The following is a 14,338-nucleotide window of genomic DNA, read 5'->3' as shown; positions in this document are numbered from 1 at the left end:
CCGCCGCGCCGCCTGCTGTAGAATTTGACCCTCTGTCCGGCGTCGTCAGCGACGCCCCGTCCCGAAGGTCATCGTCGATGCAAATTCAGATTCACAAGGAAGTCGATGCGCGCGGGCTCATGTGCCCGCTGCCCATCCTGCGCGCCAAAAAAGCGCTCGCCGACATGGAAAGCGGCCAGATTCTCAAGGTGCTCGCCACCGATCCCGGCTCGCAGCGCGATTTCGCCGCGTTCGCGAAGCAGACCGGCAACGAGATCGTCGAAAGCTCGGCGCATGACAAGGTGTTTACGTTTCTGATGCGGCGCCGTTGAGCGGCATTCGGTAAAACTGTCCGTCCGATGTAAAAAAGAAGGCGCTGTCCCCATTATTCGGGGTACAGCGCCTTCTTCGTTTCAGCCTGACCTTGGCGTCAGCCTTCGAGAACCGGCGAGCGGGTACGCAGATATTCTTCGAAATCGGAGGCCACTTCCGGGTGACGCAGCGCGAACTCGACGGTCGCCTTCAGGTAGCCGAGCTTGCTGCCGCAGTCGAAACGTGTGCCGTGATACTTGTACGCGAGCACCTGTTCATCGGCGAGCAGCGACTGGATCGCATCCGTCAGTTGCAATTCACCGCCGGCGCCCGGCTTGATCGAGCGCAGGTGATCGAAGATGCGCGGCTTCAGCACATAACGGCCCACAACGCCGAGGTTCGACGGTGCCACGCTCGGCTCCGGCTTTTCGACGATGCCAGACATCTTGATGATCGAGTCTTCCCATTCCTTGCCATCGACGATGCCGTACGACTTCGTGTCTTGCGGCGGGATCTCTTCGACGCCGATCACCGAGCTGTGATAGTGATCGAACACCTCGATCATCTGCGTCATCACGGGCGGCGTTCCGTACAACAGGTCGTCCGCGAGAATCACGGCAAACGGGTTGTCGCCGACCAGCTTCTCGGCGCACAGCACCGCATGGCCGAGGCCCAGCGCTTCGGCCTGACGCACGTAGAAGCAGTCGACGTGGCTCGGCTTGATGCTACGCACGAGTTCGAGCAGCTTGTCCTTGCCGCGTGCTTCGAGTTCGGCCTCGATCTCATAGGACTTGTCGAAATGGTCTTCGATCGCGCGCTTGCTGCGGCCCGTGACGAAGATCATTTCGGTGATGCCGGCCGCCATGGCCTCTTCGACCGCGTACTGAATCAGCGGCTTGTCGACGATCGGCAACATCTCTTTCGGGCTAGCCTTCGTGGCGGGGAGGAAGCGGGTGCCAAGACCTGCTACCGGAAAAACCGCCTTCGTAACTTTTAGCATGTGAATACCCTGAGTCCTCTGGTTAAATCCTTGCCCGCCGTTGAGGACGGCGGGCGCGTCGATCAGGCCGGCAAGCGGGCCAGTTGGGCCTTCAGCTTGCCGACGGTGGCTTCGAAATCGGCCAGCCGCTTCTGCTCCTGTTCCACGACCGCCGCCGGCGCCTTCGCGACGAAGGCCTGATTCTGCAGCTTACCGTTGCATTTCACTATCTCTGCGCTCAATCGCGTGATCTCTTTCGACAGGCGTTCGCGTTCGACCGCCGCATCGATTTCGACCTTCAATACGAGCTTGTCCGTTCCTACGATAGCAATTGGCGCGCCATCCGCCTGGGCGTCGAGCGCGGCCTCGTCGGCGATGATCTGCACCTCGGACAGACGCGCAAGTGCCTGAGCATAAGGCGCGAATGTACGCAGACGCTCCGCGTTGCCGGTGGCGAGCAACGGCACCTTCACCGCCGGCGACAAGTTCATTTCGCCGCGCAGATTCCGGCATGCGTCGATCACCGCTTTGAGGTCGCTCGCCCACTGCTCGGCGTCTTCATCGAGCTTCGATGGCTCCGCGATGGGGTACTGCTGCACCATGATGGACGCCTCGCCCTCGGCCTTGCCTTCCGGGTAGCGTCCCGCGAGCGGCGCTACTTTCTGCCACAGCGCTTCGGTGATGAACGGGATCACCGGATGCGCGAGGCGCAGCACCGTTTCGAGCACACGCAAAAGCGTGCGACGCGTGGCACGCTGCTGGTTCGGCAGCCCCGTCTGGATCTGCACCTTGGCGAGCTCGACGTACCAGTCACAATATTCGTCCCAGACGAACTTGTATATGGCGTTGGCCACATTATCAAAACGATAGTCCGAAAAACCCTTGGCGACTTCCGCTTCGACGCGCTGCAGTTGCGACACGATCCAGCGGTCGGCCTGCGAGAAATGCAGGTGGCCTTCTGGCCCGCATTCGCCACATTGCGCCGGTTGGCCGAAACCGCAGTCATGGCCTTCGCAGTTCATCAGTACGAAGCGCGTGGCGTTCCACAGCTTGTTGCAGAAGTTGCGATAGCCTTCGCAGCGGGCGAGGTCGAAGTTGACGTTGCGGCCGAGCGTGGCCATCGACGCCATCGTGAAGCGCAGCGCGTCGGTGCCGAACGCCGGAATGCCGTCCGGGAACTCCTTGCGGGTCTTCTTCTCGATCGACGCGGCCTGCTTCGGATTCATCAGGCCGGTGGTGCGTTTCGCGACGAGCGCGTCGAGGTCGATGCCATCGACGATGTCGATCGGGTCGAGCGTGTTGCCCTTGCTCTTCGACATCTTCTGGCCTTCGGCGTCGCGCACGAGGCCGTGCACGTAGACCGTGTCGAACGGCACCTTGCCGGTGAAGTGCGTGGTCATCATGACCATGCGCGCGACCCAGAAGAAGATGATGTCGAAGCCGGTGACGAGCACCGACGACGGCATGAAGTGCTTCAGTTCTTGCGTTTCGTTCGGCCAGCCGAGCGACGAGAACGGCACCAGAGCGGACGAGAACCACGTGTCGAGCACGTCTTCGTCGCGCTTCAACGCGCCCGTGTAGCCGGCAGCGGCGGCCTTCGCGCGTGCATCTTCTTCGGTCTTCGCGACGAACACTTCGCCGTTCTCGCCGTACCACGCCGGAATCTGATGACCCCACCACAGCTGACGCGAGATGCACCAGTCCTGGATGTTTTCGAGCCACTGGTAGTACGTGGTGGTCCAGTTCTCCGGCACGAATTTGATCTGGCCGTCACGCACGACGTCGAGCGCGGTTTCGGCGATCGACTTGCCCGGATTGAACGTGCCTTCGGGCGCCGGCTTGCTCATCGCGACGAACCACTGGTCGGTCAGCATCGGCTCGATCACGACGCCGGTGCGGTCGCCGCGCGGCACCATCAGCTTGTGCGGCTTGACCGATTCGAGCGCGCCGAACGCTTCGAGATCGGTGACCACCAGCTTGCGGGCTTCGAAACGGTCAAGGCCGCGGTATTTTTCGGGCGCGTTGTCGTTGATCCGCGCGTCGAGCGTGAGGATTTCAATTTGCGGCAGCTTGTGGCGCAGGCCGACCTGGTAGTCGTTGAAATCGTGCGCGGGCGTGACCTTGACGACGCCGGTGCCGAATTCGCGGTCGACGTAATCGTCGGCGATGATCGGCACTTCGCGGTTCGACAGCGGCAGCGTGACGGTCTTGCCGATCAGGTGCGCGTAGCGTTCGTCTTCCGGGTGGACCATCACGGCGGTGTCGCCGAGCATGGTTTCCGGACGGGTGGTCGCGACGGTCAGATGGCCCGAGCCGTCGGTCAACGGATAGTGGATGTGCCACAGGTGGCCGTTTTCTTCTTCGCTGACCACTTCGAGGTCGGACACGGCGGTGAGCAGCACCGGGTCCCAGTTCACGAGGCGCTTGCCGCGATAGATCAGGCCCTGTTCATACAGACGCACGAACACGTCGCGCACGGCGGCCGACATCTTGTCGTCCATCGTGAAGTATTCGCGCGACCAGTCGATCGACGCACCGAGACGACGCACCTGATTCGTGATGGTCGAGCCGGACTGCTGCTTCCACTCCCACACGCGCTCGACGAATTTTTCGCGGCCGAGGTCGTGGCGCGACACGCCCTGCGCGTCGAGCTGCCGTTCGACGACGATCTGCGTGGCGATGCCCGCGTGGTCGGTACCCGGCACCCACAGCGTGTTTTCGCCGAGCATGCGGTGATAGCGGGTGAGACCGTCCATGATGGTCTGGTTGAACGCGTGGCCCATGTGCAGCGTGCCCGTGACGTTCGGCGGCGGCAGCTGGATCGAGAAATCCTTGCGGTTTGCGTCGAAGGAGGGCGCGGCGTAGGCGCGCTTTTCCCATTCAGGGCCCCAGTGGGCTTCGATGGTGTGGGGTTCGAAGCTTTTTGCAAGCGTCGAGATCGGGTCGCTCGGGGTGTCGCTCATGTTTCTGGTTAAAGGCAGGATTTTGGAGGCGGAGAATGGTTGATTATAGCTGGCCGAGGTTTTTTGCCGGCCGGCGGCTTTTTCGTTGTTCTGGCCTTGCTGGCTTATTGGTCTATTGGCGTTGCCCCCCGCACAGGGGCAACGCCAATAGACCAATAACAAAGCAAGGAAAGGCCAACAAAGCCAGAACAAAGACAAAAAAAGCGCCGCCCCCGCCGGGGCATATAATGTCCCCCGAACTGCGCTCCGCGAAAAAAATGCCTGACCTCCTCTCCAATCTAAACCCCGAACAACACGCCGCCGTAACGCTCCCGAATGAGCCCGCCCTGATCCTGGCGGGCGCCGGCAGCGGCAAAACCCGCGTCCTGATCACCCGCATCGCGTGGCTGATCCAGCAAGGCCTCGCGTCCCCCGCGACCGTCCTCGCGGTGACCTTCACCAACAAAGCCGCCCGCGAAATGATGGCGCGTCTCTCGGCGCTATTGCCGATCGACACGCGCGGCATGTGGATCGGCACGTTCCACGGCCTGTGCAACCGGATGCTGCGCGCGCATCACCGCGACGCCGGGCTGCCCGCCACGTTCCAGATCCTCGATACCGCGGACCAGCTGTCGGCGATCAAGCGCCTGATGAAGGGCCTCAACATCGACGACGAAAAGTACCCGGCGAAAAATCTCCAGTACTTCATCAACAACGCGAAAGAGCAGGGCCTGCGCCCCAAAGACGTCGACGCTACCGACAACTTCAACCGCAAGTTCGTCGAGCTCTACGAAGCCTACGATCAGCAATGCCAGCGCGAAGGCGTCGTCGACTTTCCCGAACTGCTGCTGCGCTGCTACGAGCTGCTCGCGCACAATCCGCCGCTGCGCGCGCATTACCAGGCGCGCTTCAGGCACATCCTCGTCGACGAGTTTCAGGACACCAACAAGCTGCAATACGCATGGCTCAAGCTGCTCGCGGGTCAGCACAACGCAATCTTCGCGGTCGGTGACGACGACCAGTCGATCTATGCGTTCCGCGGCGCGAACGTCGGCAACATGCGCGACTTCGAGCACGAGTTCAACGTGCGCAATCTGATCAAGCTCGAGCAGAACTATCGCTCGCACGGCCATATTCTCGATGCCGCGAACCAGCTGATCGCGAACAATTCGCGGCGCTTGGGTAAGAATCTGCGCACTGACGCGGGCCACGGCGAACCGGTGCGCGTCTACGAATCGGCGACCGATTCGCAGGAGGCCGGCTGGATCGTCGAAGAGATCCGCGCGCTGATCAACACCGGCCTGTCGCGCAGCGAAATCGCCGTGCTCTACCGCAGCAACGCGCAGTCGCGCACGATCGAGCACACGCTCGTCAACGCGGGCATCGCCTACCGAGTGTATGGCGGCCTGCGCTTTTTCGAGCGTCAGGAAGTCAAGCACGCGCTCGCCTATCTGCGGCTGATCGACAACCCGAACGACGACACCGCGTTCGGCCGCGTCGTCAATTTCCCGACCCGTGGCATCGGCGCGCGTTCGATCGAACAACTCGCCGACGCGGCGCGTCTGTACAACTGCTCGATGGCCGCGGCGATTCCATACGTCGCCGGCAAGGCGGGCTCGAGCCTCGCCGCGTTCGCGAACCTGATCGGCAAGATGCGCGCCGACACGCAGCAGATGAGCCTGCCGGAGACCGTCGAGTACGTGGTCCGCGCGAGCGGGCTCGCCGACTTCTATCAGAACGAGCGCGAAGGCCAGGAGCGGCTGGAGAACTTGCAGGAACTCGTCAACGCGGCCGCCGCGTTCGTCAGCGAGGAAGGCTACGGGCTCGATACGCCCGCGCGCTCGATCCCGCTGCGCCCGGGAGCGAGCGCGGCGCCCGAACTCGCGGTCGCGACCGACGATCCGAACACGGTGGTCCTCGATGCCCCGAGCATCGCCGATCCCGCGCAAAACCCCGACACGATGACGCCGCTCGCCGGCTTCCTGTCGCACGCATCGCTCGAAGCGGGCGACAACCAGGCGCAGGCCGGGCAGGAAGCGGTGCAGTTGATGACCGTGCACGCGGCAAAGGGGCTCGAATTCACCGCGGTGTTCATCACCGGTCTCGAAGAGGGGCTGTTCCCGCACGAGAACAGCGCGATGGAGGCGGACGGCCTCGAAGAAGAGCGACGCCTGATGTATGTCGCGATCACGCGCGCGAAGGAGCGGTTGTATCTGTCGTTCGCGCAGAGCCGGATGCTGCACGGCCAGACCCGCTACAACATCCGCTCGCGTTTCTTCGACGAATTGCCGCAGGAAACGCTGAAGTGGCTCACGCCGAAGGTCGAGGCGGGCTCGCGCTGGGGCGGCCGCTCGGACAACGCCGGTTACGGGCGCGACTGGTTTGCGCGGCCGGGCTATGGCGGCGGTTCGGCGGCGGCGGTGACCTCCGCACCGGCGCCCGCCTTCGCGAACGAGCAGCGCGCGGCCGAAACGGGCTTTCGCGTCGGCCAGCAGGTGTTCCACACGAAGTTCGGCGAAGGCACGATTACCGCACTCGAAGGCAACGGCACCGACGCGAAAGCGCAGGTCCGCTTCAAGCGACACGGCGAAAAGTGGCTGGCGCTGGCGGTAGCCAAATTGCAGGCGGTCGAATGAGCATGCCCTTGAACGTCAGCCACGGTGCACGACGGCCGCTCGGCATTCTGGCGGCGTTGCCGCAGGAACTCGGCGACCTGATCGAAGCGATGCGCGCCGAGTCCGGCGTGCGCACGGTCAAGTACGGCCAGCGTGACTACCACGTCGGCAGCGTGCACGGCACGCCGTGTGTCGTCACGCTCGCGCGCGTCGGCAAGGTCGCGGCGGCCGCGACGGTCAGCGCGCTGATCCACGCGTTCGATGTCGAAGCCGTTGTGTTCACCGGTGTCGCGGGCGGGGTCGGCGTCGATGTGCATGTCGGCGATATCGTCGTCGCGAGCACGCTGATGCAGCACGATGTCGACGCGTCGCCGCTGTTTCCGCGTTTCGAGGTACCGCTGCTCGGCATGTCGCGCTTCGCCGCCGATGCGGCGCTCGCCGATCGTCTGACGCTCGCATGCGAGCAGTTCGTCGCCGAGGAAGGCGCAGCCTGCGCGGCCCGGTTCGGCACGCGCGAGCCGCGCGTGCATCGCGGCTTGATCGTCAGCGGCGATCAATTCGTCGCGAGCGCGACGGCCGTCGCGGCGCTGCGCAACGCGCTGCCCGACGCGCTCGCGGTCGAGATGGAAGGCGCCGCGATCGCGCAGGTCTGCTACGAGTACGGCGTGCTGTGCGCGGTCGTGCGCACGATCTCCGATACCGCCGACGACCACGCGCCCGGATCGTTCATGTCGTTCCTGACCGGCATCGCGGGCACGTATTCGAACGCGATCCTGGCGCGCTTTTTAGGCACGCGCGGCGCCGCTGGCTGAGCGCCCGCTGGCTTATTTCTTCGTGCCGTCGCCGAGCGCGTCGCGCACCTGCTGTAGCGCGGCCGGATCTTCGATCGTCGGCAGATCGCCGGGCTCGCGCCCCTCGGCGAGCGCCGCGATAGCGCGGCGCAATAGCTTGCCGGAGCGCGTCTTCGGCAGCATCGATACCATCACCACGCGCGCGGGCCGCGCAATCGAGCCGAGATGGCGGTCGACCGTCATCGTCAGCTCGGCTGCGAGCCGCGCTCGCTCGCTCGGGTCGCCTTCACTTTGCGCGCCGCGCAGCACGACGAAGGCCATCGCCGCCTGACCCTTGACCGGATCGTTCACCCCGACCACCGCGACTTCCGCGACGGCCGCGTGGCTCGACAGCGCCTCCTCTATCTCGCGCGTGCCGAGTCGATGTCCCGCAACGTTGATCACATCGTCGGTGCGGCCGAGGATCGTCACGTAGCCGTCCTCGTCCTGCACGCCCCAATCGAACGTCGAATAGACCTGCTGGTTCGGCACGCTCGACCAGTAGGTGCTGACGAAGCGCTTGTCGTCGCCCCACACCGTCGACATGCAACCCGGCGGCAGCGGATAGTCGAGCGTCAGCACGCCTTTTTCGCCGGGCGCGCACGGCTCGCCGGTCAACTCGTCGCGCACGGTCAGGCTATAGCCGACCGACGGTACGCCCGGCGAGCCGAGCTTGGTCGGCAGTACCTCGATGCCACGCGGAATCGCGAGCATCGGCCAGCCGGTTTCGGTCTGCCAGTAGTTGTCGATCACCGGCTTGTTCAGCGCGGTCGAGATCCATTCGGCGGTCGGTTCGTCGAGCGGTTCGCCGGCGAGAAACAGCGTGCGCAGGCTCGACAGATCGGCTGCCTTCATCAGCGCCGGGTCCTGCTTCTTCAGCACGCGTATCGCGGTCGGCGCGGTGAACATCAGGTTGATCTTGTGCTGTTCGACGAGGCGCCACCAGATGCCGCCGTCCGGGCGAATCGGCGTGCCTTCGTACATCACCGTGGTCAGCCCCGCGATCAGCGGCGCATACACGATGTAGCTGTGGCCGACCACCCAGCCGACGTCGGACGCGGTGAACATCGTGTCGCCGGCCTTGCCCTCGAAGATGTATTCCATCGATGCCGCGAGCGCGACCGCATAGCCGCCCACATCGCGCTGCACGCCCTTCGGCTTGCCGGTCGTGCCCGACGTGTACAGCACGTACGACGGCTCGTTCGATTCGAGCCATTCGCACGGGACGTGGGCGTCGAAGAACTGTTCGCGCAGCGGCTCGTAGGCGACGAGGTAGGGCGCATTCAGGCGCTCGGGCGCGAGCTGCCGGTCGATCAGCAGCACGTGCGGTGTCTTGTGCTTCGCGCGTGAGAGCGCTTCGTCGACGAGCGGCGTGTAGTCGACCACCTTGCCGCCGCGCGCGCCGGCGTCGGCAGTCACGATCAGCACGGGCTTCGCGTCGTCGATGCGCGCGGCGAGGTTCGGCGCCGCGAAGCCGCCGAACACGACCGAGTGGATCGCGCCGAGCCGCGCGCATGCGAGCATCGCGAACAGCGCCTCGGGGATCATCGGCAGATAGATCAGCACGACGTCGCCGCGCTTCACGCCGAGCGAGCGCATGACCGCGGCCATGCGGTTGGTTTCGGCGTACAGCTCGGCATACGTGTAGTGCCGCTCGATGCCGGTTTCGGTCGATACGTAGACAATCGCGTTTTGCTGTGCGCGTTCGGCCAGATGGCGGTCGACCGCGTTGTGACATAGGTTCGTGCGGCCGCCGACGAACCAGCGCGCGAATGGCGGCTTCGAGCGGTCGAGCACGGTGCCGAATGGCGTGTGCCAGTGAATGCGCTGGGCTTCTTCGCGCCAGAAGGCTTCGGGGTTTTCGATCGAGCGGCGGTGGAAATCGCGGTAGCGGGTCATCGGCGGCGATCCTCGTGCGGCGGGAGTGGACGGGGGTATGAGACGGCCGTGCAATTTGGTCGCCCGACGCGGCGCGGGCTATCCGCACAAGCATAGCCACGGGTGGGAGGGTCGGCAAGCGGGTTCGCCGCGAGGGCGAAGGGCAACAGGAAAAAGTCGTTGTTCCTCAGATTCATCCGTCGCCCATATGCAGGTTTCTCGATGCCAGGTAGGGTGGAGACGGCCAATGTGGCACATCGCTTTTACCGAAATATGGAGGTTTGCTTGCCCAATCGATACGCTTCCGAGCGTGGTAGTCCGCGTGTTCCGGCCTGCGCGAGGTCTCAGGTGTTTCTACGCTTTGATGGTCGTTTTTTGACCATGAGTGGTCAGGTTTCCCGCAACTATGCGGCAGTGTCCGGTAGAACAGATAGCAGGGGCAAATTCGATTATTCGTCGATGCGTCAGCGCGAAGAGGGTGTGGGTCCGATTCCGCCCGGTCAATACTGGATCGATCCTACGCAGATGTGGGAGAACCATTGGTACAACCTTGCTCCGCGTGCCGCATGGGGCGATCATCGGATCACGATTCATGTCTATCCGGGAACCCAGACGTTTCGACGCGGAGGGTTCTTTATTCACGGTGGCACGCATGCGGGGAGCGCGGGTTGTATCAACCTGCATGCTGGGATGGAAACTTTCGTGCGCGACCTGAACGAGGCTGCGACGCCGTCGCCGGATTGCTACATCCCACTAACGGTCAGGTACTGACATGCGGAAAACCAGGTTTGTCCGTGTTTTCGCTGGCATGGTTTTGCTCGCCCTTGTCGTCTCGGTTGCTGCGTTCAACGTGATTAACTTGAACGAAACGTATGGGAGTGGCGAGCCCTATTACTCGCGTACGACGAACATGGATAAGTGGACTGATCCTTTGCCAATGCTGGGCGTTGTCGACGGTGTTGCAGCTGCCGTGGTTGCGGCGGGGGTTTTTCTGTGGAGACGTATGCGGGTGTAAGGAGAGGGTGGTCTTCTTTGCGGTGTTGCAAGAACAACGAAAGAAGGCACCCTCCCGCAGGAACATCATCCCTTCACGCGCTTCTCTTCAACATCCGGCAACAACACAGTCAATACCCCAATCAACGGCAAGAACGAACAAACCTTATAAACAAACGCAATACTGGTAGCGTCAGCCAGCTGCCCAAGCACCGCGGCGCCAACGCCGCCCAAGCCAAACGCAAAACCAAAAAACAACCCGGCAACCATCCCCACCTTCCCAGGAATCAACTCCTGCGCATAAACGAGAATCGCCGAGAACGCCGAAGCGAGCACCACCCCGATCACAACAGTCAGCACCCCAGTCCAGAACAGATTCGCATACGGCAGCAGCAGCGTAAAAGGCGCGACCCCAAGAATCGACACCCAGATCACATACTTACGCCCGATCTTGTCGCCGATCGGCCCGCCGATCACTGTCCCCGCCGCAACCGCCGCGAGGAACATGAACAGATGAATCTGCGCGGCCTGCACCGACAGATGGAACTTGTCGATCAGATAGAACGTGAAGTAGCTGTTGAGGCTCGCGAGGTAGAAGTACTTGGAGAACACCAGCAGCACCAGCACGCTCATCGCCAGGATGATCTTGTTACGCGGCAGCGCCGCATGCGCCGCGTGGCCGCGCGCCTTCTTGACCGACGGATGCCGCTTGTACCAGCGGCCGATCTGCGTGAGCACGACGATCGCGACGAGCGCCGCCGCCGAGAACCACGCAATGCTGCGCTGGCCATGTGGAATCACGATCAGCGCGGCAAGCAGCGGCCCGAGCGACGAACCCGCATTGCCGCCGACCTGGAACAGCGACTGCGCAAGACCGTGACGGCCGCCCGACGCCATCCGCGCGACCCGCGACGACTCCGGATGAAACACCGACGACCCGCAGCCGACCAGCGCCGCCGCGACCAGCAGCACGCTGAAGTTCGGCGCAACCGACATCAGCAGCAGGCCAGCAAGCGTGAAGCCCATGCCGACCGGCAGCGAGTACGGCTTCGGATGCTTGTCGGTATAGCTGCCGACGAGCGGCTGCAGCAGCGACGCGGTGATCTGGTAAGTCAGCGTGATCAGACCGATCTGCCCGAACGACAACGAGAAGTTGTCCTTGAACATCGGGTAGATGGCGAGGATCAGTGACTGGATCATGTCGTTGAGCAGGTGTGAAAAGCTGATCGCACCGAGCACGGAATACACGGTGCGCTGCACCTTGGCGGCCGCCGGCGTGGCGACGGCCGGGGACGCGCTCGCCCCCGTGGCGGATGCGCCGGCGAGGGCGCTTTTATCGAGGCTCGTTTCCATACGCTAGTAGAAAAGGATCGGGCAAACGGTGAGAGGAAAAAATGGGTGCAGAACCGGCGCGGGCAGCGCGCTTCGTAGGCGCGTTTCGCGAAGCTTCGCGGCATTTCGTCGCCGCAACCGGCGTTTTGACTATGTAGCCGAAGTTTAATGTGGCCGTTGCGAATTGTAAGGACAAGTTTTGTCGCGAATCGGACATGGGGCCGGATGGCTTTGCTTTCGGTACTTAAGGGCGAATTACCTTGTCCCGCCTGTCGCGGCATTTTTTGGCGGGTTTTTGTCTGCGGTATAAAGCGCTCGCGACTGCGCGAGCTCACGAAGCGGCGCGTCGAACATCGGACCGGGAACGGCAAGCGGCGCACGACCCGCCGCCGTCTGATCGCGCGACATTCAAGATCGCGCGGCTGGCTGCCGTAGACCCGGAGAGACAAGCGGGGACGCCGGAACCGACCTTTCCGGCGCGTCGACACGTGGGGGTTGGGGACTATGGAAGCAGTGGCACAGAGCGCGGCGGCAACGAAGTTCGACGGCCTTTCGGTAAAGGCGACGCTGCGGATCGCGTTTGCGATCCTGCTCGCCGGCACGTTGCTGATCGGCGTGTTTTCGCTGCTGCAGATCGGCCGGCTGAACGCGTCCGCGCAATCGATCTACGACCAGGGTCACGTCGCGAGTCGCGCCGCCGAGGAAGCGCGCGGCTACATGCTGCGCGCGAGCCGCGCGCAGAAGATGTTGCTGACCGCAACCACCGCGAAGGAGCGCGACGAGCTCGGCGCCGACATCGAACGCGGCCTCGCCGGTCTTAACGAGCAACTGCGCACGCTGCAGCAGTACGTCGATCCGTCCGACGCGAAGGCGGTCGGCGCGCAGAAGGTGTTTGCCGCGGCGATCGGGATCTGGAGCACCCATCTGCGCGACTTCGTCACGCTGGTCAAAGCGCAGCCGCTCGATCTGTCGCAGATGAACTGGCAGGTCGGCACCCAGGACGTGTCGCTGCTCGTCGAAACCGGCAAGCTCGAAAAGCTCGTCGACGAACTCGTCACCCAGCGCGGCACCGCCGCGAAGGCAACGATCGACGCGTCCGGCTTCATCTACCAGTCGTCGTTCGTGATGATCGCGGTGATGACGCTCGCGCTGATCGTGCTCGCGTTCGGCATCGCCGCGTGGGTCGTGCGGCGGCTCACCTCGCAGCTAGGCGGCGAGCCGGCGTACGCGAAGGAGATCGCGCGCCGCATCGCCGCAGGCGATCTGTCGAATCGCATCGCGCTCGGCGGCAAGGACCGGTCGAGCATGCTGTTCGCGCTGTCCGACATGCAAAGCGGACTCGCGACGACGGTCGCCGACATCGCATCGAGCGCCGATGCGATCGCGACCGCGTCCGGGCAGATTTCGATGGGCAACCTGGACCTGTCGCAGCGTACCGAGCAGCAGGCGCTCGCGCTCGAGCGCACCGCGAGCAGCATGGAACAGCTGACGTCGACGGTGCGTCAGAACGCCGACAACGCGAAGCAGGCGAGCACGCTCGCGAACAACGCGTCGGAGATCGCCGAGCAGGGCGGCGCGGTCGTGAGCCGCGTGGTCGCGACGATGAACGACATCAACGACAGCGCGCGCAGCATCGGCGACATCATCGGCGTGATCGAGGGGATCGCGTTTCAGACCAACATCCTCGCGCTGAACGCGGCCGTCGAGGCGGCGCGCGCGGGCGAGGAGGGGCGCGGCTTTTCGGTGGTCGCGGCGGAAGTGCGCAATCTGGCGCAACGGAGTGCTGCGGCCGCGAAGGAGATCAAGGGCTTGATTCAGACGTCGGTCGAGCGCGTCGGCAACGGCTCGACGCTCGCCGCGGACGCCGGTCAGACGATGGACGAAGTCGTGAAGGCCGTGAAGCGCGTGACCGACATCATCGGCGAGATTTCGGCGGCGTCGTCCGAGCAGAGCGCCGGCATCGAGGCGATCAATCTCGCGGTCACGCAGATGGACGCGGGCACGCAGCAGAACGCCGCGCTGGTGGAGGAGGCCACCGCCGCGGCCCGCTCGCTCGACGATCAGGCGCGCGGGCTGAAGGCGATGGTGGGGCAGTTCCGGCTGTAAAAAGCGGCGCGGTGGGAGCCGAGGCCCGTTCCCGGCCGCACGACCACCGTGCAGGTCATGCCCGTCGCCGGCATCACATCAGCCGGCATCGAGTCGATCTTCACGCGCACAGGCACGCGCTGGGCGAGGTACTTCGGCCGGATCGCTGACGCGCACGTGCGGCAGCCTGCTTCCTCGAAATAGCCATACACCCAGAACGAGTGACTATCGACGATCGCGAGCTTCGCGGCGCCGGCGGTCGCATAGTCGCAGCCGAACACCGCGAGGTTCATCGAAAGCCGATTTTGGGCGGTCGCCCATGTACGGACTGCCTGTCGCACGGCAATTATCTGACTGCTGTCAACTCCGGCAGCGACTTCAGATAGACCAACG

Annotated in this window: 9 protein-coding genes and 1 pseudogene; 5 read left to right on the top strand and 5 right to left on the bottom strand. The window is 63.8% G+C overall.

The genetic code is table 11. From position 1 onward, the window contains the following. Positions 1-83 precede the first annotated feature (83 nt). Positions 84-311, top strand: a complete 228-nt coding sequence (locus tag BC1002_RS10185; RefSeq protein WP_026225937.1) for a sulfurtransferase TusA family protein — start codon at positions 84-86, stop codon at positions 309-311. 98 nt (positions 312-409) lie between these two features. On the opposite strand, the gene galU is transcribed toward BC1002_RS10185, so the two are convergent. Continuing rightward, complete coding sequence (galU, locus tag BC1002_RS10180) at positions 410-1,291, bottom strand: UTP--glucose-1-phosphate uridylyltransferase GalU (protein ID WP_013089956.1); 882 nt, start codon at positions 1,289-1,291, stop codon at positions 410-412. A gap of 62 nt (positions 1,292-1,353) precedes the next feature. Further along, the gene (locus BC1002_RS10175) at positions 1,354-4,233 is read right to left on the bottom strand and encodes a valine--tRNA ligase (RefSeq protein ID WP_013089955.1); all 2,880 of its coding nucleotides are present in this window, start codon (positions 4,231-4,233) and stop codon (positions 1,354-1,356) included. Positions 4,234-4,490: 257 nt separating this feature from the next. Here BC1002_RS10175 and BC1002_RS10170 point away from each other — a divergent pair, with 257 nt between their 5' ends. Together BC1002_RS10170 and BC1002_RS10165 are read left to right on the top strand one after the other, a co-directional pair. Next, positions 4,491-6,848: a UvrD-helicase domain-containing protein gene (locus tag BC1002_RS10170; protein WP_041734666.1), complete on the top strand. Its 2,358-nt coding sequence runs from the start codon at positions 4,491-4,493 to the stop codon at positions 6,846-6,848. Then, positions 6,845-7,639, top strand: coding sequence for a 5'-methylthioadenosine/adenosylhomocysteine nucleosidase (locus tag BC1002_RS10165; protein WP_013089953.1), 795 nt, complete (start codon positions 6,845-6,847; stop codon positions 7,637-7,639). Before BC1002_RS10170 ends, BC1002_RS10165 begins: the two co-directional genes overlap by 4 nt. Before the next feature lie 12 nt (positions 7,640-7,651). Here the strand turns inward: BC1002_RS10165 and BC1002_RS10160 are convergent, their stop codons facing one another. Then, positions 7,652-9,556, bottom strand: a complete 1,905-nt coding sequence (locus tag BC1002_RS10160) for a propionate--CoA ligase (RefSeq protein WP_013089952.1) — start codon at positions 9,554-9,556, stop codon at positions 7,652-7,654. Between the two features lie 327 nt (positions 9,557-9,883). Between BC1002_RS10160 and BC1002_RS10155 the strand changes: the two genes are divergently transcribed. Beyond that, complete coding sequence (locus tag BC1002_RS10155) at positions 9,884-10,306, top strand: tlde1 domain-containing protein (protein WP_238537888.1); 423 nt, start codon at positions 9,884-9,886, stop codon at positions 10,304-10,306. Positions 10,307-10,615: 309 nt separating this feature from the next. Here BC1002_RS10155 and BC1002_RS10145 read toward each other — a convergent pair whose 3' ends face one another. Next, a complete protein-coding gene (locus tag BC1002_RS10145) occupies positions 10,616-11,881 on the bottom strand; it encodes an MFS transporter (protein WP_013089949.1) in 1,266 nt (421 codons plus the stop codon). A gap of 483 nt (positions 11,882-12,364) precedes the next feature. Between BC1002_RS10145 and BC1002_RS10140 the strand changes: the two genes are divergently transcribed. After that, on the top strand, positions 12,365-13,966 hold the full coding sequence (locus tag BC1002_RS10140) for a methyl-accepting chemotaxis protein (protein ID WP_013089948.1): 1,602 nt from the start codon (positions 12,365-12,367) through the stop codon (positions 13,964-13,966). On the opposite strand, the pseudogene BC1002_RS10135 reads toward BC1002_RS10140, so the two are convergent. Beyond that, a pseudogene (locus tag BC1002_RS10135) lies at positions 13,921-14,235 on the bottom strand (hypothetical protein); the annotation flags it as partial. The gene BC1002_RS10140 and the pseudogene BC1002_RS10135 overlap by 46 nt on opposite strands. Between the last annotated feature and the right edge of the window lie 103 nt (positions 14,236-14,338).

It is taken from the genome of Paraburkholderia atlantica (assembly GCF_000092885.1).
GTDB lineage: Bacteria > Pseudomonadota > Gammaproteobacteria > Burkholderiales > Burkholderiaceae > Paraburkholderia > Paraburkholderia atlantica.
The sequence above is the reverse complement of the archived record's forward strand: the minus strand, read 5'-3'. Positions and strand labels throughout refer to the sequence as shown.